The 21377-nt window shown below is 69.1% G+C and carries 16 protein-coding genes; 5 read left to right on the forward strand and 11 right to left on the reverse strand.

Going from position 1 to position 21377, the window contains the following annotated elements; all coding sequences use genetic code 11:
• The first annotated feature begins 30 nt into the window (after positions 1-30).
• The 3 genes from AC1Z4A_RS15600 (at position 31) to AC1Z4A_RS15610 (ending at position 3156) form a co-directional block, all read left to right on the forward strand.
• A complete protein-coding gene (locus tag AC1Z4A_RS15600) occupies positions 31-1083 on the forward strand; it encodes a ParA family protein (protein WP_483683606.1) in 1053 nt (350 codons plus the stop codon).
• Complete coding sequence (locus AC1Z4A_RS15605) at positions 1080-2225, forward strand: ParB/RepB/Spo0J family partition protein (protein WP_483679420.1); 1146 nt, start codon at positions 1080-1082, stop codon at positions 2223-2225. The genes AC1Z4A_RS15600 and AC1Z4A_RS15605 overlap by 4 nt, the downstream gene beginning before the upstream one ends.
• 313 nt (positions 2226-2538) lie before the next feature.
• A complete protein-coding gene (locus AC1Z4A_RS15610; RefSeq protein ID WP_483679422.1) occupies positions 2539-3156 on the forward strand; it encodes a GNAT family N-acetyltransferase in 618 nt (205 codons plus the stop codon).
• A 107-nt stretch (positions 3157-3263) separates the two neighbouring features.
• Here the strand turns inward: AC1Z4A_RS15610 and trxA are convergent, their stop codons facing one another.
• The 7 genes from trxA to AC1Z4A_RS15645 form a co-directional block, all read right to left on the reverse strand.
• Positions 3264-3590 carry a thioredoxin gene (gene trxA, locus AC1Z4A_RS15615; RefSeq protein WP_483679424.1) on the reverse strand — a complete coding sequence of 109 codons (327 nt, stop codon included), beginning with the start codon at positions 3588-3590 and terminating at the stop codon, positions 3264-3266.
• A 41-nt stretch (positions 3591-3631) separates the two neighbouring features.
• A complete protein-coding gene (gene trxB / locus AC1Z4A_RS15620; RefSeq protein ID WP_483679425.1) occupies positions 3632-4600 on the reverse strand; it encodes a thioredoxin-disulfide reductase in 969 nt (322 codons plus the stop codon).
• 117 nt (positions 4601-4717) lie between these two features.
• On the reverse strand, positions 4718-5659 hold the full coding sequence (locus tag AC1Z4A_RS15625; RefSeq protein ID WP_483679427.1) for a hypothetical protein: 942 nt from the start codon (positions 5657-5659) through the stop codon (positions 4718-4720).
• Positions 5656-6345: an RNA polymerase sigma factor SigM gene (sigM, locus tag AC1Z4A_RS15630; RefSeq protein ID WP_483679428.1), complete on the reverse strand. Its 690-nt coding sequence runs from the start codon at positions 6343-6345 to the stop codon at positions 5656-5658. The genes AC1Z4A_RS15625 and sigM overlap by 4 nt, the downstream gene beginning before the upstream one ends.
• 39 nt (positions 6346-6384) lie before the next feature.
• Positions 6385-8061 carry a protein kinase family protein gene (locus AC1Z4A_RS15635; protein WP_483679429.1) on the reverse strand — a complete coding sequence of 559 codons (1677 nt, stop codon included), beginning with the start codon at positions 8059-8061 and terminating at the stop codon, positions 6385-6387.
• A gap of 109 nt (positions 8062-8170) precedes the next feature.
• Positions 8171-10438, reverse strand: a complete 2268-nt coding sequence (gene murJ / locus AC1Z4A_RS15640) for a murein biosynthesis integral membrane protein MurJ (RefSeq protein ID WP_483679431.1) — start codon at positions 10436-10438, stop codon at positions 8171-8173.
• Positions 10439-10483: 45 nt separating this feature from the next.
• Positions 10484-12826 carry a DUF6049 family protein gene (locus AC1Z4A_RS15645; RefSeq protein ID WP_483679432.1) on the reverse strand — a complete coding sequence of 781 codons (2343 nt, stop codon included), beginning with the start codon at positions 12824-12826 and terminating at the stop codon, positions 10484-10486.
• Positions 12827-13036: 210 nt separating this feature from the next.
• Between AC1Z4A_RS15645 and AC1Z4A_RS15650 the strand changes: the two genes are divergently transcribed.
• Complete coding sequence (locus tag AC1Z4A_RS15650; protein ID WP_483679434.1) at positions 13037-14515, forward strand: CCA tRNA nucleotidyltransferase; 1479 nt, start codon at positions 13037-13039, stop codon at positions 14513-14515.
• 108 nt (positions 14516-14623) lie between these two features.
• On the opposite strand, the gene AC1Z4A_RS15655 is transcribed toward AC1Z4A_RS15650, so the two are convergent.
• From AC1Z4A_RS15655 to AC1Z4A_RS15670, 4 genes are all read right to left on the reverse strand, one after another.
• Positions 14624-15148 carry an LppU/SCO3897 family protein gene (locus tag AC1Z4A_RS15655; RefSeq protein WP_483679436.1) on the reverse strand — a complete coding sequence of 175 codons (525 nt, stop codon included), beginning with the start codon at positions 15146-15148 and terminating at the stop codon, positions 14624-14626.
• A 108-nt stretch (positions 15149-15256) separates the two neighbouring features.
• Positions 15257-16528: an MFS transporter gene (locus AC1Z4A_RS15660; protein ID WP_483679438.1), complete on the reverse strand. Its 1272-nt coding sequence runs from the start codon at positions 16526-16528 to the stop codon at positions 15257-15259.
• 88 nt (positions 16529-16616) lie between these two features.
• The gene (locus AC1Z4A_RS15665; RefSeq protein ID WP_483679440.1) at positions 16617-17699 is read right to left on the reverse strand and encodes an inositol-3-phosphate synthase; all 1083 of its coding nucleotides are present in this window, start codon (positions 17697-17699) and stop codon (positions 16617-16619) included.
• 50 nt (positions 17700-17749) lie between these two features.
• Positions 17750-18337 carry a PadR family transcriptional regulator gene (locus AC1Z4A_RS15670; protein ID WP_099199952.1) on the reverse strand — a complete coding sequence of 196 codons (588 nt, stop codon included), beginning with the start codon at positions 18335-18337 and terminating at the stop codon, positions 17750-17752.
• Between the two features lie 417 nt (positions 18338-18754).
• Between AC1Z4A_RS15670 and AC1Z4A_RS15675 the strand changes: the two genes are divergently transcribed.
• A complete protein-coding gene (locus AC1Z4A_RS15675; RefSeq protein ID WP_483679442.1) occupies positions 18755-21364 on the forward strand; it encodes a transglycosylase domain-containing protein in 2610 nt (869 codons plus the stop codon).
• Positions 21365-21377: the final 13 nt, after the last annotated feature.

Genomic DNA, 21377 nt, shown 5'->3' on the forward strand with positions numbered 1-21377 from the left:
CGGGCCTCGCTGGTTCACGACCCCGAAAGCATGGCAGGCTCTGTCCATTGCGAGCCTGATGTCGAGGAGAGTGAATCCTTGCGGTCCGACGCCAATACCGCGGGGCCGATGACCGACCCGGTCCCCGGCCCCCGCCCCTCCGACTCCCAGCCGGTGGCTGTCCCTGGTCCCCTGACCCCTGGCGAGATCGTTTCACGTGAAACGCCGCCACCGCCGATGCCTCGCCCGGAGCAGACCCGGGTGATGGTCGTCGCCAACCAGAAGGGCGGCGTCGGCAAGACCACGACCACCGTCAATCTGGCTGCGTCACTGGCTCTCCACGGCAACCGGGTGCTGGTCATCGACCTCGACCCGCAGGGCAATGCCTCGACGGCGCTGGGCATCGACCACCACGCCGAGGTGCCGTCCATCTATGACGTCCTCGTCGACAACAAGCAGCTCTCCGACGTGGTGCAGCCGGTCACCGATGTGGAGGGCCTCTTCTGCGCCCCCGCCACCATCGACCTGGCGGGCGCCGAGATCGAGCTGGTCTCGCTCGTGGCCCGGGAAAGCCGGCTGGACCGGGCGATCAAGGCATACGAGCAGCCGCTGGACTACATCCTCATCGACTGCCCGCCGTCGCTCGGCCTGCTGACGGTCAATGCCCTTGTCGCCGGTGCCGAGGTGCTGATCCCCATCCAGTGCGAGTACTACGCGCTGGAGGGGCTGGGCCAGCTGCTGCGCAATGTCGAGCTGGTACGGGGTCACCTGAACCCCAAGCTTCATGTCTCGACGATTCTGCTGACGATGTACGACGGCCGGACGCGGCTCGCCTCGCAGGTGGCTGAGGAGGTGCGCAGCCACTTCGGTCATGAGGTGCTGAGAACGAGCATCCCGCGCTCGGTCCGCATCTCCGAAGCGCCCAGCTATGGGCAGACAGTTCTTACCTATGATCCGGGTTCCAGTGGCGCTCTGTCCTACCTGGAGGCCGCCCGGGAAATGGCACTACGGGGGGTGGGCGTGCACTACGACGGCACGGCGGCCCACACCGTGGGTCATCAGCAACAGCAAGACCAGCACAGCATGGCGGAGGGGCTGCAGTGAGTGAGCGACGTAGAGGACTGGGCCGGGGGCTCGGTGCGCTGATCCCGCCGGCGCCGAAGGCGTCGGACAAGGGTGGACCGGCGGTCGGTGCCGGTGTGACGTCCCCTACCGCGGTTCCGGTGATGACGCCGGAACGAGGCGTGGCCGTGTCCAAGGTCACCACGCTCCCCATGGAAGACGCCATTGTTTCGCCAGAGGCCGGATTCCACGAGCCCGATTCACGTGAAACGGATGCCGTGGACGGCATGCGGGGTGTGGAGTCTGCGGCGCCGTACACGGGGGAGGCCGCCGGTGCCCACTTCGCGGAGCTGCCCCTGGACTCGATCACTCCCAATCCTCGGCAGCCGCGCGAGGTCTTCGACGTGGACGCCCTGGCCGAGCTGGTCACCTCCATCCGTGAGGTCGGCCTTCTCCAGCCCGTCGTCGTGCGGCAGCTCACGCCGGAGCGCTATGAGCTGATCATGGGCGAGCGCCGCTGGCGTGCTTGCCGCGAGGCCGGACTGGAGAAGATCCCCGCCATTGTCCGGGCGACCGACGACGAGAAGCTTCTGCTGGACGCCCTGCTGGAGAATCTGCACCGAGCCCAGCTGAACCCGCTGGAGGAGGCTGCGGCCTACGACCAGCTGCTCAAGGACTTCAACTGCACGCATGACGAGCTGGCGGACCGGATCGGGCGCTCCCGCCCCCAGGTCTCCAACACGCTGCGGCTGCTGAAGCTGTCGCCGGCCGTGCAGAAGCGGGTCGCTGCCGGTGTCCTTTCCGCTGGACATGCCCGTGCCCTGCTCTCCGTCAACGAATCCGACGAACAGGACGAGCTCGCCCGCCGCATTGTGGCCGAGGGTCTCTCGGTGCGTTCGGTGGAAGAGATCGTGACGCTGATGGGTTCGCGGCCCAAGGCAGGGAAGTCCAAGAGCCCCCGGGCCGGCGCGCGGATCTCTCCGGCGCTGACCGATCTCGCGTCGCGGCTGTCGGACCGCTTCGAGACCAGGGTGAAGGTCGACCTCGGTCAGAAGAAGGGGAAGATCGTGGTCGAGTTCGCCTCGATGGACGATCTGGAGCGGATCCTGAGCACGCTCGCCCCGGGTGAGGGAAGGGTCCTGGAGCAGAAGCTCTCCGCGGGGGACGAGGAAGACGCCGGGTAATTCACCGGGCAATCAATGCTTCGGGCGGGTTGAGTTTCACGTGAAACCTTGCGTGGGACACAACCCGCCCTTTGCCTTGTCGAGCTATCGGCCCAATCGACGTGCGGATACGATGCGTTGGGGTATGGCACATCCACGTTGGACTCAGTTCACGGAGGGGCGGCGCCATGCGAACGGTGAGCCGGACCGGACTGGTGGCAGCGGGCTTGAGCCTGGGAGCAGTCGGCGGATTCGTCGGCAGTCTTCTCAGGGAACGCAGTACGTTGAGCGCCGCCCGGAACGCGGCGCGCGATGGAAGCGAGGTACTGACTGCATGGGTCGTCGGCTCGTACCGCTCACTCTCGACAACCTCCCCGACCTCCCCAAGCGCTGCCGCGCCTGTGTCTTCTGGGAGCTGGACCCCGTCAGCGGCGAGGCCGCGCTGAGGGCCGGCCGCCCGGAGCTGGAGAAAGAGGCATGGATTTCAGCGGTCCTGCTGGAGTGGGGCTCCTGCGGTCGGCTGGTGTATGTCGATGAGGTGCCCGTGGGCTTTGTGCTGTACGCGCCGCCCGCCTATGTGCCCCGTTCGACGGCCTTTCCCACGAGCCCGGTGGCTGCGGATGCCGTGCAGCTGATGACCGCATGGCTGGCTCCTGCCTATCAGGGACAGGGGCTGGGCCGGATGATGGTGCAGACCGTGGCCAAGGACGTGCTCCGGCGCGGTTTCAAGGCCATCGAGGCATTCGGCGATGCACGCTGGAAGGACCCGGCCTGTGTGCTGCCGGCCGATCATCTGCTGGCGGTGGGCTTCAAGACCGTGCGGCCGCATCCGCGCTATCCCCGCCTTCGGCTGGAGCTGAAGTCGACGCTCTCCTGGAAGGAGGATGTCGAGCTGGCACTGGATCGGCTGCTGGGCGCGGTTCAGAAGGAACCGGCGCTGAGGCCCCTCTAGGCGCTGTAGCAGGAGATACGAAACGGGCCCGCCCCTCGGTGAGGGGCGGGCCCGTTGCGCTGTTTCACGTGAAACAGCGCTTGCTTGTCGCTCTCGCGCTGCGGTGCTTACGCGTGGATGAAGTTGCTCAGCTCGCGCTCGAGGGCGGCCTTGGGCTTGGCACCGACGATGGTCTGGACGACCTCGCCACCCTTGTAGACGTTGAGCGTCGGGATCGACATGACGCCGTACTTCGCGGCCGTGGCCGGGTTCTGGTCGATGTTCAGCTTGACGATCTCGATCTTCTCGCCGTACTCCTTGGCGATCGCCTCGAGGGAGGGGGCGATCTGGCGGCACGGGCCGCACCAGTCGGCCCAGAAGTCCACCAGTACGGGCTTGTCGCTCTTGAGGACGTCCTCGTCGAAGGATGCGTCGGTCACGGCCTTGAGAGCCATTGCGGTCTCCTTGAATCTTTCGGTGCGTGGGGCAGGGAGGATCAGGGGGTCTTCTCGGGCTCCCGGACGCTCTCGCCGTCGGCGAGCGAGGCGAGGTAGCGCTCGGCGTCCAGAGCGGCGGAGCAGCCCGTACCGGCGGCGGTGATCGCCTGGCGGTAGGTGTGGTCCACGACGTCACCGGCGGCGAACACACCGGTGAGGTTGGTCCGGGTGGACGGGGCCTGCACCTTCAGGTAGCCCTCGTCGTCCAGCTCCAGCTGTCCCTTGAACAGCTCGGTGCGCGGGTCGTGCCCGATGGCGATGAACAGACCGGTCACCGGCAGCTCGGAGGTCTCGCCGGTCTTGAGGTTGCGGAGGGTGAGACCGGAGAGCTTGTTCTCGCCGTGGACCTCGGCGACCTCGCTGTCCCACACGAAGGAGATCTTCGGGTCGGCGAAGGCGCGCTCCTGCATCGCCTTGCTCGCCCGCAGGGCGTCACGGCGGTGCACGACGGTGACGGACTTGGCGAAGCGCGAGAGGAAGGTGGCCTCCTCCATCGCGGTGTCGCCACCGCCGACGACGGCGATGTCCTGGTCCTTGAAGAAGAACCCGTCGCACGTGGCGCACCAGGAGACACCGCGGCCGGAGAGCTCGTCCTCACGCGGCAGCCCCAGCTTGCGGTGCTGGGAGCCGGTGGTGACGATCACGGCCTTGGCACGGTGGACGGTGCCGGCGGAGTCGGTGACGGTCTTGATCTCGTCGCTCAGGTCGACGGCGACGACGTCGTCCGGGATCAGCTCGGCGCCGAAACGCTCGGCCTGGGCGCGCATGTTGTCCATCAGGTCCGGGCCCATGATCCCTTCGCGGAACCCGGGGAAGTTCTCCACGTCGGTGGTGTTCATCAGCGCACCACCGGCGGTCACGGCGCCCTCGAAGACCAGAGGCTTCAGGGAGGCACGGGCGGTGTAGAGCGCGGCCGTATAGCCCGCGGGCCCGGAGCCGATGATGATCACGTTGCGGACGTCGCTCACGGGTGTCTTCCTTGTCTCTGCCGACAGCTGTCTGGGTCCTTGCTGGGTCTCACCCCACCCAACGGATCCTACGGGGCGAGCATTCCCTCGGGTGCCGACAGCACGGCGTGTGACCGTTCAGGAACGCGGCAGAGTCTGAGTCAGCAGGATCTTTCCCTTGGCGGAGGGGGAACTGCTTTCGCAGGCGGAAGAGACGACGTAAGCATCGACGAGCGTGGTGTCGGCGGCATTGGGGAGGACGATCAGATAGGCGTCCTCTCCTTTGTATTTCTCCTGCTGGGTGGCCAACGGCATCTCCGAGCGGCCGATGCCCTGCCGGACACAGGCCGGGGGCGTGCTGCCGAAGTCGCGCAGCGTCGTCTCCGGGGAGTTCTGGGCACTCATCCCCCGGGACTCGGCTGTCTTCGAGCCCTGCAGAAGATCGTGGACGCGCGCCTTCAGATTTCCGGAGGCGAGAGGGGAGTAGGCCGACTCGCTCCTGTCCGCATCGGGCGAGCCCGCGCGGGTGCCCCCGTCGTCGCCTGATTGCAGGAAGAAGCCGCCGACGCCGATCACAGCGGCGGCGCAGGCGGTGCCGAGCAGCGCCCGGGGCCAGCGCTTGCGACGCCGGGAGTGCGGACTCTGCGCGGCGGGCGTGCGGCGGCCGGGGCCCGTTGCAGCTCGCGGGTGGCCTGCGGGGCGGGCGTCGCGGGTTCCTGTTTCACGTGAAACAGGCTCGGGCGCGGCGTCCTCCCCCGCGATTTCACGTGAAACAGCCGTCGTTTCACGTGAAACACCAGCATGAGGATCCGCCTCGGGCGCGGTTGCGTCGAGAAGCGCCTCCGCTGCCAGAGCGGCGTCGATGCGTTCCGCGACATCCGCCGGCATCCGGACCGGTCCGGGAAGCGTGCCGAGCAGCCCCCGGATTTCGTCCAGCGACGTCCGTACGTCTTCGCACAGCTCGCAGTCCTCCAGATGCTCGCGTACGTCCGCCGTGCGCGAGGGGGGGAGGATGCCCTCGGTGAGGGCGGAAATCTCCGCGACCTCCGGGTGCCCATCCGTGCCGGTCCTCGAAGTCACGCTCGCCCACCTCCGCCCTTCACTGGATCTGCGTCGCTCTGTCCTGCCGGTGGTGGGACGGACGTCCCCTGCGACCGGTTCCTTTCCCTGTCCATAGGTGGGCTACCCCTGCCGTCCGGGCGCAGATGGGTGAGCATGGGCAGCAGCCGTGCCCGGCCTCTGGCGCACCGGCTCTTCACGGTGCCGGTCGGGACGTCCAGCATTCTGGCCGCCTCGGCGACGGGATAGCCCTGCATGTCGACGAGCACGAGAGCGGCACGCTGATCCGGCGGCAGCTTGCCCAGGGCCCGGATCAGCTCCCGGTGCAGATCCCCCCGCTCGGCGGGAGCGGCGGCCGACTCATGGGGCTCGAGGAGCTGCTCGAGCCGCTCGGTCTCGGCGAGGGGTGCGGTCCGCCGCGAGGCGGCCTTGCGGGCCCGGTCCAGGCAGGCATTGACGGTGATGCGGTGCAGCCAGGTGGTGACCGCCGACTGCCCACGGAAGGTGTGGGCGGCCCGATAGGCGGAGACCAGCGCGTCCTGAACGGCGTCGGCAGCCTCTTCCCGGTCCCCCAGCGTCCGCAGCGCCACCGCCCACAGCCGGTCGCGGTGCCGCCGCACGATCTCGCCGAAGGCGTCGGGGTCACCGTCGAGGTGCATCGAGAGAAGCTCGGCGTCGCTGGCGCGGCCACGCGTGACGTCGTCCAACGTCGAGCCCTCCCCCTGAGTGACGCGGTGACCTCGCGGTCAGCCGGTGAATTCCACTTCGGTGATGCCCTGCTTGTAGCCGGCTCCGCTGTAGTTGGCGGCTCCGGAGTAGGGCGCCTCGGTGATCCACACAAGGACGTAGCGTGCTTGTGTCGGCTTCCAGGACGCCTTCGCGGCATTGGCGGACGTCTTCACAGTCGTCAGCTTTTTCATCGACTTGAGCGATTGGCTGGGCGAGTCGGCCGCGTAGAACGTCATGGCGGTGTGGTCGCCCTCGTACTGCAGCTGCACGGAAGCGCTGTCGATCATCTTTGCGGTGCCGAGGTCGTAGACGATCCCGAAGCCTTCCTTGTACGGAGTGAGCTTGGGTCCGTCATCGAATGACCGCGAACGCCAAGCGGTCCGAGTGTCGTGGTCGTAGCTGTCCTTCACCAGCTCCGGGTGCTGCGGACTGCCGTCCGGTGCGTATTCCGTGCCGCCCTTGATCTCAACGGGCTTGCTCTCGGCCTTCGTCGGCGCATCGTCCCCCGACGACTGTGACCGCGGCGTTTCGTCCGGCTCCCCGTCCTTCAGCAGCGTATCCGCCAGCTGCCAACTCCCCAGGCCCAGCGCGGCGATGAGAATGGCGGAGACGGTCCACTTGAGCGCCCTGCCCGTGCGGCTCTGGAGCGGGGGCGGCGGGACGGCCGGGAGGGGCTGGGCGGGGCCGACGCCCCGGGGGCCGGGCTGGACGCGGGGGTAGGCCGGCGGCGTGGCGTACGCGGACTCCGGGGGCCGGATGCGCGGCATCGCGGCGACCGCCTTGGCCAGCTCCTCCGGAGTCGCGCAGGGCTTCTCCTGACGGGATGCGGTCGCACCGTCGTTGACGAGCGCGCGCATGGCCAGCTCGGACAGGCCCCGGTGGACCCCGGCGCGGACCTGGTCGGGTGCGATCAGCCCGACGCCCTTCGGCAGGCCGGACAGACCGTGGGCGTTGCCCTCGTACGGCCAGCGCTGGGTGAGCGCGGCGTACAGGAGCGCACCGATGGCCTCGGTGTCCGTCCGCTGGGGGCGGTCGGAGGTGATCCCCCGGAGCGCCGCCATCACGGCGAGACCGCGGATGCGGTACTGGCCGGTCTCGGTGCGCAGGACGGAGCCGGGGTTGAGGCGCAGGTGGGCGAGGCCCTCGCGGTGGGCGGCGGCCATGGCCTGGGAGACCTGGCTGACGAGCTGGTAGGCGTCGTGCGGCTCCAGCGGGCCGGAGGCCAGGGTGGCCGACAGCTCGGTGGCGTCGGGCAGCCACTCGTGGACGACGTAGACGAGGTCGTTCTCCTCGACCGCGTCGAGGACCTGGACGAAGCGCGGGTCGCCGAGCAGGGCCGCGGAGCGCGCGGCGGCGAGCACCGGGCGGGCCCGTGGATGGTCGGCGGGCAGCAGGTGGACCCCGACGGCGCGACGCAGCTTCTCGTCGACGGCACGCCAGCTGCTGAATCCCTCCAGACGGGTGACGCACTCCTCCAGGCGGTACCTTCTGGCGAGCTTGTGACCGCTGTGCAGCTCGGGCGGTTGTGCGTCGCGCGCGGGGCTTTCGCTCTCCGCGCGCTTCGTCTCCTTCTGCTTGCCGGCCTTCCGGTCGGCCTCGGCCCCGTCGGTCGTGGCCCGGCCCGCCTCGGCGGTCAGCGGCTTGTCGCCGCTGTTGTCGGCCACGTCGACGGCAGTCGTGCTCCGTTCCGCCACCGTCGCTCCTGCCTCCCCATCCGTTGCACGCTGTCCACAGCCAAGACAATTGTGCCCACAGTCCGACGCTATGCACGACACGCGGCGGCGGGCGATGGTTGTGCTCCGGTCAGCGCCCCAGTCGGCCCCGAACCATACCGACCATGGCGGTCAGCTCCTCGATCCGCATCCGCTTCGCGGCGATGTAGAAGACGGCGATCAGGATCAGTCCACCACCCACCAGGGCGGCGAGCGATCCGATGACGCCGCTGCCCAGAACCTGACCGATTCCGTAAGCGACGGCTCCGCCGATCAGCGCCGCGGGGACGCATGCGCCGCCCAGGCGGGCGTAGGTGCGGATGACGTGCGAGCCGTCCAGGTCGCCGCCCAGCCGCGTGCGCAGCCGGCGCCAGGCCACGCCGACGCCGACGGCGTAGCCGAGGCCGTAGGAAGCGGCCATGCCGGCGACGGCCCAGCGGGCGGGCAGCACCAGGTAGCTCACCCCGGCGGCCGCCGCGAAGACGGCGGAGACGATCAGCGTGTTGTAGAAGGGGGTGCGAGTGTCCTCGTAGGCGTAGAACCCGCGCAGGATGACGTACTGGGCGGAGAACGGGATCAGACCGAGGCCGAAGGCCATCAGGATGAAACCGATGTTGGTGGCACCCTCCGTGCCCGAGCCGCCCGAGAACATCAGCGTGCACATGGGCACGCCGAGCGCGACGAAGGCGAAGGCGCAGGGCACGATCGCAACGGCCGAGGTGCGCAGCCCGTGGGAGAGGTCGTCGCGGACGGCCGAGACGTCCCCGTCATGGGCGGCGCGCGAGATCCGGGGCAGCACGGCGGTCATCACCGAAACGGTGATGATGGCCTGCGGCATCTGCCAGAGCTGGAGCGCGAAGTTGTAGGCGGCGATGCCGGTGCCGGTGTGGTTGGCCTTCTCGGCCACCGCGCCGGCCTTGGTGGCGAGCTGCGTGACCACCACCATGCTGAGCTGGTTGGCGAGCACGAAGAAGAACGTCCACTTGGCGAGGCCGGCGGCCTTGCCGAGGCCCTGCCCCCGCCAGTCGAAGCGGGGCCGGATCCGGAAGCCCGCGTCGCGCAGGTAGGGGAACATCGCCAGCGCCTGGACGACCAGGCCCAGCAGGGTGCCGATGCCCAGCAGCCGCACGCCCTCGGGCGTGATGGTGGCGGCGCTGACCTTGCTGTCGCTGAAGGGGCCGAAGGCCCAGATGAAGGCGCCGAAGGTGGCGATGATGATGATGTTGTTGAGGACCGGGGTCCACATCATCGCGCCGAACCTGCCCCGGGCGTTGAGGATCTGACCCAGGACCACGTGCACGCCCATGAAGAACATCGTGGGCAGGCAGTAGCGGGCGAACGCGACCGCCACGTCCATCCGGTCCGGGTCCCCGGCGATGGTTGGCGACATCGCCTGGATGAAGAGCGGTGCTCCCAGCACACAGACGGTGGTGACGCCCGCCAGCAGCACGACGACGAGGGTGAGGAGCCGGTTGGCGTAGGCCTCGCCGCCGTCCTCGTCGTTCTTCATCGAGCGGACCAGCTGCGGGATGAAGACGGCGTTCAGGGCGCCGCCGCCCACGAGGATGTAGATCATCGTCGGCAGGACGTTGGCGACCTGGTAGTCGTCGTTGAGCGTGCCGACGCCGATAGCCGCCGCCATGACGAGGTTCCGGCCGAAGCCCAGGACGCGCGAGACGAGGGTGCCCGCCGCCATCAGCGCGCTCGACTTCAGGAGGCCGGCCGCCCGGCCGCCGCCCTTCGCCGGCTCCGCGGCCGCGGGCTCCTGCTCGGGAGCGGGCTCGGCCGCGGGCGGCTGCGGGGGCGGCACGGGGGAGCGGTACTGCCCGGGAGCCGGGATCTGCTGGCCGGCCGGGCGCTGGGGCTCGTACGGCTGCTGCTGGTCGCGGTACAGGTGGGCGAAGGCGTCGCGGGGCTGCCCCCCGGGCGCGGCGGTCGGCTGCTCGCCGAATCCGCCCACGCTCATGAGCTGGGTCGCGTCCTCCTCGCCGTATGCGGGCGGGGCCTGCTCGGCACGCGGTGCCTGTGCCGTCGCCCACATCCGGGGATCGGAGGCGTACTGGTTGGCCGGCGCCTGCTGGTAGGGCTGCGTGGGCGGTGCCGTCAGGTCGTACCGGGCGTCGGTCACCGGGTCCTGGGCGGACGGGGCCTGCGCGGGGTACGGGTCGGACGCGTATGCGTCGCGGAGGTACGGGTCACGGGCGTACGGCCCCTGCTCCGGCATGCCCGGCGCCGGAGGGTACGGACCGGTCAGGGGGGCGCCGGGGGGCGCCGGAGCAGGCGGCACCGGCGGGTGCTGGTCCCGCTGCTGCTCACCGCCCGCGCCCTGACCGCGGTCACCGTCGTACGGCGCGTTCATCGCTACCCCACCTCATCGTCCGCGGCCAGCCGGCCCCACCACACGTCAATGTTCCACTTTCTCACCTGAGCCGGACTGGCCACCGTTTCGTGCGCCGGTTTCCGGCGCCGGATCACCCGGCTGCTCGGGCTTGTCGTCGCCGGAGCCACCGCCTGTGCCCGGGTTTCCGCCGTCTTCCGCTTCACCCTCGCCACCTGCTGCTTTGCGAGCGGCGGCCCGCTTGCGCTGGAGGTAGATGCGCAGTCCCGCGAGGACCAGGAGGAGGACCCCACCGGCGATGACGAGCAGAACCATAGGGGTGATGGAGGTGACATGCACAGTGAAGGTGATCTTCTCACCGTAGGGCTGGCCGTCATCGGTGTAGAGCTGTGCCGTCACCTGTACCGGACCGTTGGCATTTGCCCGGGTCTCGAACTTCACCGACTGCGACCGGCCGCCCGCGATCTCCACCGGCTGAGCGGCGTCGATCTTGAGGCGGTTCGGCTGGATCGAGGTGAGGACCAGTCGCAGCCCGTGGACCCCCTGGAGCAGGTCGTTCTGCACGGTCACCGGGATCGTCGCGCTGCGTCCCGAGAGGGTCGCGTCGGACTTCTTGATCAGGTGCACCCGGCGGGTGAGCTGATCCAGGTAGGACTGCACGGCGTCGCGGAACGCCGCGGCTCCCCGCGGGTTGCCGCGCCACGACGTGGACATCTCGCGCATGATCGCGCTGCCGAACGGGGTGACCACGCGGTCCTGGGCGGTGAGGATCACTTTGAAGCTGTCGAGGGTGCTCTGGGTCTTCTGGATCGCCTCGAACGCCTCGGTGGTCAGCTCCTGCGCGCGCAGCGAGTCGGGGTAGGAGCCGGGGCCGGGCACCTGCTGGTTGGCGGCGGGATCGGGCTGGAACCTGGCCGCGTCGCCCAGGTCCAGGGGCTGCGTCCAGCGGCCGTCCGACAGTCCCCTGAGGGCTTCCGCCATCGCCTGCGCCTGGCCGGCCGTGGGCATGCGCTGCGGTGCGACGACGATGCTGCGCTCGTTCTCCGGGGCCTGCTTGTTGATCATGAGGCTCTGGGCGAGGAAGCGCTGCACGGCGAGCGAGGAGTCGTCGGCGCGGACCAGATCGCCCTGGAAGGCGGTGGAGAGCCGCGCGTCCGCCACGATCGCGGTGTTGCCGCCGCCGATCTGGCGGGCCGCGGTGGGGGCGTAGGAAGTTCCGCCGGTCTCATGGAGGCTGTCGCTGCGGGCGATGACGTTGTGGGCACCGGCCGAGGTGGCCACGTCCACGATCGAGGAGTCCACCGCGCCGTCGGCCGGCCAGGCGAAGTCCGTGCGCGGCTTCACGCCGAGGATGGTGTCCACGGTGGTCGAGGACAGCTCCGTGGCGGACTGCAGGTGGCTGAGCGTGCCGGAGACGTCCTTGCCCTGGTGGGCGAGCGAGGCGATGTCGGGGTCGCCGAAGGGCAGGGCCACCACCTGGTGGCCCGCCACGGCGGCCTGGAGCTGGCTGAGCCACTGCTTGGCGACCGCCTGGCCCCGCCCGGGGGTGTTCTGTCCGTTCGGGCCGCTCACCCGGTAGCTCTTGGTCATGGCCTCGACCGTGGCGAGCAGGTCCGGGTCGATGACCCAGGTGATCGGCAGCCCCTTGCCGAGGGCCACCATCTGCTGGAGCCGGCCGCCCGGCGCCAGCTCGGCGGCCAGGTCGTCGTTGGGGAAGATCGGCGTCTGCTGCTGGTCGGACTCGGTGCGCGCGGTGAGGTGGGTGGCCGAGATCAGCGGCCACAGGAAGGTCAGCTGGGTCTTCTTGCCCTCGGCAGCGGACGGCTGCCAGGGGAGCAGGGTCCGGCGGATCCCCAGCACCCGCTCGTACGGCTGGTCGGGCGTCTGCCCGGACAGGGTGACGCCGAGCTGGTAGATGCCGTCCTTGCCCAGTGAGAGGTCCTTGACCGGCACGGTCAGGAGGAAGTCCCGGCTGATGCCCGGAGGCAGTTTGTCGATCTTCTGGGAGTGGTTCCCGCCCACCTCGGACCCGTCGGTGCCCGGGGAGAAGGGGCTCCGGTCGGCCACGTCGTCGATGTCGCTGCGCGTGCTGATCTGCGGGCCCACCCGCAGTCCCACGTGGGCGTCGCTGACCGTCGACTTTCCGGTGTTGGTCACCTTGCCGGAGATGGTGAGCGTGTCGTCCTGCTTCGGGGCGACGGGGGTCACCGTGTCGACAGAGACCCCGACCGAGCGCGAGGCGGACGACTCGTCCGGCTCCGCGTGCGCTGCCGGTGCCGCGGGCAGCTGCACCAGGCCGAGGAACACCAGCACTCCGGCCAGCAGGATTGCGGTGTGCCGGTACCACCGGCAGCCGGAAGTGGGCGTTGTCCCCCGGAAGGCCTCCTGGAACTCTGCCGCCTCGGCCACGCGCTCGCCCGTCCCTCGTCGTCGTCACTGGTCGTCGGATGGTGCGTCCCCGAATGGTAACGAGGCCCGCTGTGGCGAAGTGCTGCGGACCGCACTACAAGATCGTCACCGAGGGCCGTTGTCCGGGCTGCGCCTGCTTTGGGGCAGCTGTCGGAAAGCGCCCCATAACGAGGAGGCCCTCCCGCGCGCGGGCACGTACCCTCTTCTGTTGTGCCGAACGCCAACAATGACAGCCACACCCCGTCGTCGACCAACGAGCTGAGCCAGGTGCAGCGACGCGCCGTGAGCGAGCTTCTGCGGGTGTCCCCCGTGGCCGACGACCTCGCTCGCCGCTTCCGGGACGCCGGACACACGCTCGCCCTGGTCGGCGGCTCGGTACGGGATGCGCTGCTCGGCCGACTCGGCAACGATCTGGATTTCACCACCGACGCTCGTCCGGACGAGGTACTGAAGATCGTCCGGCCGTGGGCGGACGCCGTCTGGGAGGTCGGCATCGCCTTCGGCACCGTGGGGTGCCGCAAGTCGGACTTCGACATCGAGATCACGACGTACCGGTCGGAAGCGTACGACCGGACCTCGCGGAAGCCCGAGGTCTCCTACGGCAACTCCATCGAGGAGGACCTGGTCCGCCGGGACTTCACGGTCAACGCGATGGCCGTCGTGCTGCCGGAGAAGCAGTTCGTCGACCCCCACAACGGCCTGGAGGACCTGGCCGCGCGCGTTCTGCGCACCCCGGGCACCCCCCAGGAGTCCTTCTCCGACGACCCGCTGCGCATGATGCGCGCCGCGCGCTTCGCCGCGCAGCTGGACTTCGAGGTCGCGCCCGAGGTCGTGGCCGCGATGACCGACATGGCCGACCGCCTCGAGATCGTCTCGGCCGAGCGGGTCCGTGACGAGTTGAACAAGCTGATCCTCTCGGACTGCCCCCGCAAGGGCCTCAAGCTTCTCGTCGACACCGGGCTCGCCGCCCTCGTCCTGCCGGAGCTGCCGGCCCTCCGGCTGGAGCGCGACGAGCACCACCGGCACAAGGACGTCTACGACCACACGCTGATCGTCCTCGAGCAGGCCATGGCCCTCGAAGCCCCTCGTGACCAGCCGGGAGGCGGGCCGGACCTGGTGCTGCGCCTGGCGGCCCTGCTGCACGACATCGGGAAGCCGAGGACGCGGCGGTTCGAGAAGGACGGCCGGGTCTCCTTCCACCACCACGAGGTGGTCGGCGCCAAGATGACCAAGTCGCGGATGACCAAGCTCAAGTACTCGAACGACCTGGTGAAGGACGTTTCCAAGCTGGTCGAGCTGCACCTGCGCTTCCACGGCTACGGGACCGGCGAGTGGACCGACTCGGCCGTGCGCCGTTATGTGCGTGACGCCGGGCCGCTGCTGGACCGGCTGCACAAGCTGACGCGATCCGACTGCACGACGCGGAACAAGCGCAAGGCGAATGCGCTGTCCCGCGCCTATGACGGGCTTGAGGAGCGCATCGCCCGGCTGAAGGAGCAGGAGGAGCTGGACTCGATCCGCCCGGACCTGGACGGCAACGAGATCATGGAAGTCCTGGGCATCCGGCCGGGTCCGGAGGTCGGCATGGCGTACAAGCACATGCTGGAGCTGCGGCTCGAGCACGGCCCGATGGGACGGGATGCCGCCGTGGCCGCGCTCAAGGAGTGGTGGGCGGCGCAGCAGGGCTGATGCGCTGAGGGTGATGTTTCACGTGAAACATCACGCGGAGAAAGCGCCGAGGGGCGGTGTTTCACGTGAAACACCGCCCCTCGGCGCTTTCGGGCCGCTCGGGAGCCCTTACTTCTTGTTGTCGCCCAGGCAGAGCGTGAACCGGTTGGAGCGCTCCTTCCAGGTGAGCGCAGCAGTGGTGCCCTCGACGTTCTGGCAGGCCAGGGTGTACAGCGTGGAGCCGTCCACCTTCTTCAGCACCTTGAAGCTCGCCTTGCTGTCCGTGCAGTCGAGCTTCTTGATCTCCGGCTTGTTGTCCGTGCCGGTGTTCTGCAGGCAGTCGCCGACCGCGAGCTTGGTGGTGTCGTCGCTCTTGTTGAACAGCCAGCCGCCCACGATGACGATGAGGCCGACGATCGGCACCACGATGTTCCGGAATATCTTCTTGAAGGAGCGCTTCGGGGCCGGCGGCGGCACCGGTGCGCCCTGGTAGGGGCCGGGCTGGCCGTAAGGGCCGGGAGCCGGCTGGCCGTAGGGGGCTTGGGGCTGCTGGGCGTACGGTCCGGGCTGCTGGCCGTACGGGCCCGGCTGCGGGGGGTACGGTGCGCCGCCCTGCGGGCCGTACGGGTTCTGGTTGGGCGGCGGAGTGGACAAGGAGACCCCCGTGGAAGAGCGTGATCGGGTTTGAATGCAGCCCGTAAGGTATCCGGTGTCCATGACATTTCTGCAGTTCATGGAAATCCTGTGGCCTTGATGTGACACTTATCGACGTTTAAAACAGGCCAAAGCGCCAGCAATTGCCGCGTAGATCACGGCAATCGTTATGACCAGTGCGGCGGACCGCCCGTCCGGTGGCAGCATGACGGCCGCCACTCCGGCCGCGCCCACGAACGCCACGTTGAACAGGACGTCGTAGAGCGAGAAGACCCGGCCCCGGAATCCGTCGTCGATTGCTTGCTGGACCACCGTGTCCGTAGCGATCTTGGCGCCCTGGGTGGTGAGTCCCAGGACGAAGGCGGCGACCAGCATGGGGACGGGCTCGAAGGGCAGGCCCAGGGCGGGTTCGAGCACTGCCGCGGTCGTCGCACAGGCCGTCATCCAGCCCAACCGCCCCAGCCGGGCGACCGCCCACGGAGTCACCACGGCCGCCGCGAAGAACCCCGCCCCCGAGGCGGCGACGGCGTAGCCGAGCAGTGCCAGTCCGCCGGAGCGGCCGCCCGCCCACGCGTACCGGCAGAGCATCAGCAGGGTGACCGTCAGCGCCCCGTAGCAGAAACGCATCAGAGCCATTGCCGTCAACGCACAGGCGGCGACGCGGCGTTCCGCCAGATGCCGCAGCCCGTCGGCCAGGCCGCGGGTGGCGACCGCGAGGGCCGTGCGCACCCGGGCCGTGGGGGCTGCAGCGTCGGGGCCCAGGAGACCTGCGGGCATGCGCAGCGAGCACAGGCCGGCGCACAGGTACAGGACGGCACCGACGAGCACGACCCAGGCGTCGGATGCGGCCGTGCCCTCGGGGACGGCGAGGCGGACGGCGAAGGCGAGGCCGCCGCCCGCGGTCGCCGCGAGCGTGCCGGCGGTCGGGGAGAGGGAGTTGGCCATCACCAGGCGCTCGGGCGAGTCGACGACGCGGGGCAGGGCGGCCGAGAGCCCGGCGAGCACGAAGCGGTTGACGGCGGTGACGGACAGCGCGGAGACGTAGAAGAGCCAGTCGGGCACGCGGCCGACGACGAGCAGTGCCGTGACGGCGGCGAGGCCCGCGCGCAGGAGGTTGCCGTGGAGCAGCACTTGGCGGCGGCGCCAGCGGTCGAGCAGGACGCCTGCAAAGGGCCCCAGGAGGGAGTACGGCAGGAGCAGCACGGCCATGGCGGAGGCGATGGCCGCGGGGGACGCCTGTTTCTCGGGGGAGAAGACGACGTGGGTGGCGAGGGCGACCTGGTAGACGCCGTCGGCTGCCTGGGAGAGGAGCCGGACTGCCAGGAGGCGGCGGAAATCCCGCAGGCGGAGCAGGATGCGAAGATCACGCACAACTGGCATACGGTCCAGCCTCACACAGCACATGGGTCCCCGGGCGGATTTGCCCGGGGACCCATGGGTGCGCGAAAGGCTCTGTGCGGCGCGGGGTTTAGCGCTCGACCTCGCCCTTGATGAACTTCTCGACGTTCTCACGAGCCTCGTCGTCGAAGTACTGCACCGGCGGCGACTTCATGAAGTACGAGGAAGCGGAGAGGATCGGGCCGCCGATGCCGCGGTCCTTGGCGATCTTCGCGGCGCGCACGGCGTCGATGATGACGCCGGCGGAGTTCGGGGAGTCCCAGACCTCGAGCTTGTACTCCAGGTTCAGCGGGACGTCGCCGAACGCGCGGCCCTCGAGGCGCACGTAGGCCCACTTGCGGTCGTCCAGCCAGGCCACGTAGTCCGACGGGCCGATGTGGACGTTCTTCTCGCCCAGGTCGCGGTCGGGGATCTGGGAGGTGACGGCCTGCGTCTTGGAGATCTTCTTGGACTCCAGGCGCTCACGCTCGAGCATGTTCTTGAAGTCCATGTTGCCGCCGACGTTCAGCTGCATCGTGCGGTCCAGGATGACGCCCCGGTCCTCGAACAGCTTGGCCATCACGCGGTGCGTGATGGTGGCGCCGACCTGCGACTTGATGTCGTCGCCGACGATCGGGACGCCCGCCTCGGTGAACTTGTCCGCCCACTCCTTGGTGCCGGCGATGAAGACCGGGAGGGCGTTGACGAAGGCGACCTTGGCGTCGATGGCGCACTGCGCGTAGTACTTGGCGGCGTCCTCGGAGCCGACCGGCAGGTAGCAGACCAGGACGTCGACCTGCTTGTCCTTGAGGACCTGGACGACGTCGACGGGGGCCTCGGCGGACTCCTCGATGGTCTGGCGGTAGTACTTGCCCAGGCCGTCGAGGGTGTGGCCGCGCTGGACGGTGACGCCGGTCGCCGGCACGTCGCAGATCTTGATGGTGTTGTTCTCGCTGGCACCGATGGCGTCGGCGAGGTCGAGACCGACCTTCTTCGCGTCGACGTCGAAGGCGGCCACGAACTCGACGTCACGCACGTGGTAGTCGCCGAACTGCACGTGCATCAGACCCGGCACGCGGCCGTTCGGGTCGGCGTCCTTGTAGTACTCGACGCCCTGCACCAGCGAGGCGGCGCAGTTGCCCACACCGACGATCGCTACGCGAACCGAACCCATTCCGGTTGCTCCCTGTTAGTACTCGACGAAGCCCTGCCCAAGTGCAGGACTCACTGGTCCGGGCCGTTGCGTTTGTCACGCCCGGCCCGCTCGCTCTCGATCAGCTCGTTCAGCCAGCGGACCTCGCGCTCCACGGACTCCATGCCGTGTCGCTGAAGTTCGAGGGTGTAGTCGTCCAGGCGCTCCCGGGTACGGGCCAAGGAGGCGCGCATCTTCTCGAGGCGCTCTTCCAGACGGCTGCGGCGGCCTTCCAGCACCCGCATCCGCACGTCCCGTGAGGTCTGCCCGAAGAACGCGAAGCGGGCGGCGAAGTGCTCGTCCTCCCACGTGTCCGGGCCGGTGTGGGCGAGCAGCTCCTCGAAATGCTCCTTGCCCTCTGCCGTCAGGCGGTAGACGATCTTCGCCCGCCGCCCGGCCAGGGACGCCGCACGGGCGTCCTCCGGAGCGCTCCCGGGCTCCTCGACCAGCCATCCGTTCGCCACCAGGGACTTCAGACAGGGGTAGAGGGTGCCGTAGCTGAACGCACGGAACACGCCGAGCGAGGTGTTCAAACGCTTCCTCAGCTCGTAGCCGTGCATCGGGGACTCGCGGAGCAGGCCGAGGACGGCGAACTCGAGGATGCCGGAGCGTCTGCTCATGTTTCGCCTCCTTGTCCCCCACAGCCTAGTCCTTGTGATCCCTAATTCTTATTGGTCCCTTATGCCGTGCCGTTGTGCCGAGCTGATGTACTGAGCTGATGTATCGACTCGATACATCCAGACGATAGAACGGGCGTCCCGAGTCGACAAGGGGAGGCACGGTGAACGAGGTCACATCACCGATTCGTGGGACACAACAGGCCTGATTTGGAGTGAACATCCGCAGTGGGCGGGATTTGGCCGTGCGTAGTCTGTGCGGCATGCAGACCACTGGGAACCGGGTGACGTCGTCGGGCGTCCTCGTCCCGTATGCAGTGCGGCCCGTCGTTCAGGGGGACAGCCGGACCGCACGTCGGGGGGAACGCAAGCCACCTGCCGCTGTCAGGCGATAGCGCCTGCCCGAGGAGTAACCGTTCGATGAGCGAGCACCGCCGCAAGCCGCCACCACCCCAAGGGGGCGGTCGAGCCGCAGCCCGTCGCGGGTCCCAGCAGCCGGCGCCCGGCCGCCGCGCCGCGTCGCCCAGCAGCGCCCCGGGGCGAAGCCGAGGTGAGGAAAACCGCTACGGCAGCCGCACCGAGTCCCGCCGCGCCTCCCAGCGCGGCGGGCCCGGTGCCGGCCGGAGACGTACGCCCGAGGCCGGCCCCGGCGGCCGGGGGCGCAGGGACAACGGCCGCCCGGCGGCCAAGCGCTTCATCGACTACCCGCGGGCGGGCAAGACCGGCGTACGGCGCTGGATACCGTCCTGGAAGCTGGTCGCGGGCCTGTGCATCTCCTTCGTGGGGCTGATCATCGGCACCGTGGGCGTGGCGCTGGCCGTGGTCCAGGTGCCGAGCGCCCAGAAGGCGTCGGTCGTCCAGAAGAACGTTTACTACTGGGCCGACGGCAAACAGATGGTCGTCGCGGGCGGCGGCAATCTCAACCGGCAGATCGTGCAGTACGCGCAGATCCCCAAGTCGATGCAGAGTGCGGTGATCTCCGCCGAAAACGCCAGTTTCGAGAAGGACTGGGGCGTCGACCCGATGGGCATCGCGCGCGCGGTCGTGAAGATGGCGCAGGGCGGTGAGACCCAGAGCGGCTCGACCATCACCCAGCAGTTCGTGAAGAACACCTATCTGAGCCAGGAACAGACGCTCAAGCGCAAGGCCACCGAACTGCTCATCTCCATAAAGGTCGGCGCCACCCAGGACAAGAGGGATATTCTCGCCGGTTACCTCAACACCGCCTACTACGGACGTGGTGCGTACGGCATCCAGGCCGCGGCCCGCGCGTACTTCGACAAGGACTGCACCCAGCTGACGGCGAGCGAGGGCGCCTTCCTGGCAGCGACGCTGAACGGCCCCAACCTCTACGACCCGTACGGTGGCCAGGGGCCGGCGGCGACCCCGGAGAAGAACCTCAAGCGCGCGACGGACCGGTGGAAGTGGACGCTGGACCGCGAGGTCCAGGTCGGCCGCATGGAGGCGCCCGAGCGCGACAAGTGGGTCCAGCAGGGCTTCCCGATGCCGCAGAAGCCGAAGCCCGCGACGAACCGGGCCGGCCAGATCGGCTATCTCACCGACCTCGCCGACAACTACATCATCGCCCACTCCAAGATCAGCAAGGCCGAGCTGGACAAGGGCGGCTATCAGATCTACACCACGTTCGACCGGGACAAGGTGGACGCGCTGTCGCAGTCGGTCGAGGAGGTGCGCAAGGCGAACATCAAGCCGGATGTGCGCCCCGTCGACCAGTTCGTGCAGTTCGGCGGCGCCTCGGTGGAGCCCAAGACGGGCAAGCTCGTGGCCATCTACGGCGGCGAGAACGCCCTGGAGCACTTCACCAACAACGCCGACTACACCGGTGTCCAGGTCGGCTCCACGTTCAAGCCCTTCGTCCTGGCGGCCGCGATGTCGCACGGCAAGCGCAACCCCAAGCTCGGGGAGCAGCAGAGCGACAGCCAGCGCACGCTCGTCTCGCCGGAGAGCATCTACAACGGCAACAACAAGGTGACGCTGCGGACGTACACCGGCGCGGTCTGGCACGACACGGACGGCAGCGAGTGGCACCAGAAGAACGACGGTGACGAGGACAAGGGGCCCATCAGCCTCCGCACCGCCATGCAGTTCTCGGTGAACACGCCCTACATCCAGCTCGGCATGGACGTCGGGACGGACCTGGTGAAGCAGGCCGCGCTCAAGGCGGGTCTCGACAAGGACCAGCTCGCCTCGCTCACCCCCACCTTCTCCCTGGGCACCTCGGCGCCCAGCGCGATCCGGCTGGCGGGCGCCTACGCGACGTTCGCGGCCAGCGGCAAGCAAGCGGACCCCTACTCGGTCGAGAAGGTCGAGAAGGACGGAAAGACGGCCTTCGAGCACGAGGAGAAGACCGCCCAGGCCTTCGACGCCAACGTGGCGAACAACGTCACCGACGTCCTGAAGACCGTCGTCCAGGCGGGCACCGGCACCTCGGCGCAGCTCGGAGACCGTCCGGTGGCGGGCAAGACCGGTACGACCGACGGCAACCGCTCCGCCTGGTTCGCGGGCTACACCCCCCAGCTGTCCACGGCCATCGGCATGTACCGCGTCGACCCCAACGCCAAGAAGCAGGAGTTCCTGTCGATGCGCGGCGTGGGCGGCAAGCCCACGATCCACGGTGCGTCGTTCCCGGCGGAGATCTGGGCCGACTACATGGGCAAGGCCCTCAAGGGGCAGCCGGTTCTCCAGTTCGACGCGCCTCAGCCGATCGGCGAGAAGGTCTTCGGGGACGGCGCCAGTCCCTCCCCCAGCGCGGTTCCCTCGCCTTCGGCCTCGCCCGCGGCCTCGCCGTCGGCCTCCCCCTCGCCGTCGAAGTCCCCGTCCGCCTCGCCGTCGCCCAGCAGGGACTGCGGGCTGTTCGACCCCAAGTGCAAGCACGGCGGCGGCAAGAACGGCGGCACTGATCAAGGCGCCACGGGTGGACCCACCGGCGACCCGGTCGAGTCCCCGACACCCATGCAGACCCGGCGTCCTCCGGGTGGTGGCGGGCTCTTCGGCGGCCCACAGGGCTGATGATCCGATGAAT

This window comes from Streptomyces sp. 17_S59 (assembly GCF_056930295.1).

Coding starts and splice junctions, on each gene's coding strand:
- AC1Z4A_RS15600 (WP_483683606.1), top strand. CDS start 31: ATGGCAGGCTCTGTCCATTGCGAGCCTGATGTCGAGGAGAGTGAATCC.
- AC1Z4A_RS15610 (WP_483679422.1), top strand. CDS start 2,539: ATGGGTCGTCGGCTCGTACCGCTCACTCTCGACAACCTCCCCGACCTC.
- trxA (WP_483679424.1), bottom strand. CDS start 3,590: ATGGCTCTCAAGGCCGTGACCGACGCATCCTTCGACGAGGACGTCCTC.
- murJ (WP_483679431.1), bottom strand. CDS start 10,438: ATGAACGCGCCGTACGACGGTGACCGCGGTCAGGGCGCGGGCGGTGAG.
- AC1Z4A_RS15660 (WP_483679438.1), bottom strand. CDS start 16,528: ATGCCAGTTGTGCGTGATCTTCGCATCCTGCTCCGCCTGCGGGATTTC.
- AC1Z4A_RS15665 (WP_483679440.1), bottom strand. CDS start 17,699: ATGGGTTCGGTTCGCGTAGCGATCGTCGGTGTGGGCAACTGCGCCGCC.
- AC1Z4A_RS15670 (WP_099199952.1), bottom strand. CDS start 18,337: ATGAGCAGACGCTCCGGCATCCTCGAGTTCGCCGTCCTCGGCCTGCTC.
- AC1Z4A_RS15675 (WP_483679442.1), top strand. CDS start 18,755: ATGAGCGAGCACCGCCGCAAGCCGCCACCACCCCAAGGGGGCGGTCGA.